The following is a 349-nucleotide window of genomic DNA, read 5'->3' as shown; positions in this document are numbered from 1 at the left end:
CACCTCGGTTAATGAAGTGATCGAAACCTGGTCGCCGCAACAATTTGCGATTGAGCAGGCCTTTATGGGAAAAAATGCCGCCTCGGCGCTGAAACTCGGTCAGGCACGTGGTGTCGCTATGGTTGTCGCGGCATTACAGCAACTGCCGGTGGCGGAGTATGCTCCGCGAGCGATTAAAATGGCGGTGACGGGTACCGGCGGAGCGGAAAAAGAACAGGTTCAGCATATGGTGCAAACCTTGCTGAAATTGCCCGGCCGGCCGCAGGCAGACGCGGCGGATGCGCTGGCGATTGCGCTTTGTCATGCCTTTACTGCTGCCAGCCTGGTTGCCCGGGCCGGTGCCAAAGGC

The 349-nt window shown here is 59.0% G+C and carries 1 protein-coding gene; it reads left to right on the top strand.

The window, feature by feature from the left end; genetic code table 11:
* Positions 1-16 precede the first annotated feature (16 nt).
* A partial coding sequence (ruvC, locus tag Q4563_RS17515) for a crossover junction endodeoxyribonuclease RuvC (protein ID WP_303605406.1) occupies positions 17-349 on the top strand: 333 nt, incomplete at its 3' end.

It is taken from the genome of Gilvimarinus sp. 1_MG-2023, from assembly GCF_030548285.1.
Note: the sequence above shows the minus strand (reverse complement) of the source record. Positions and strands in the feature narration are given on the sequence as shown.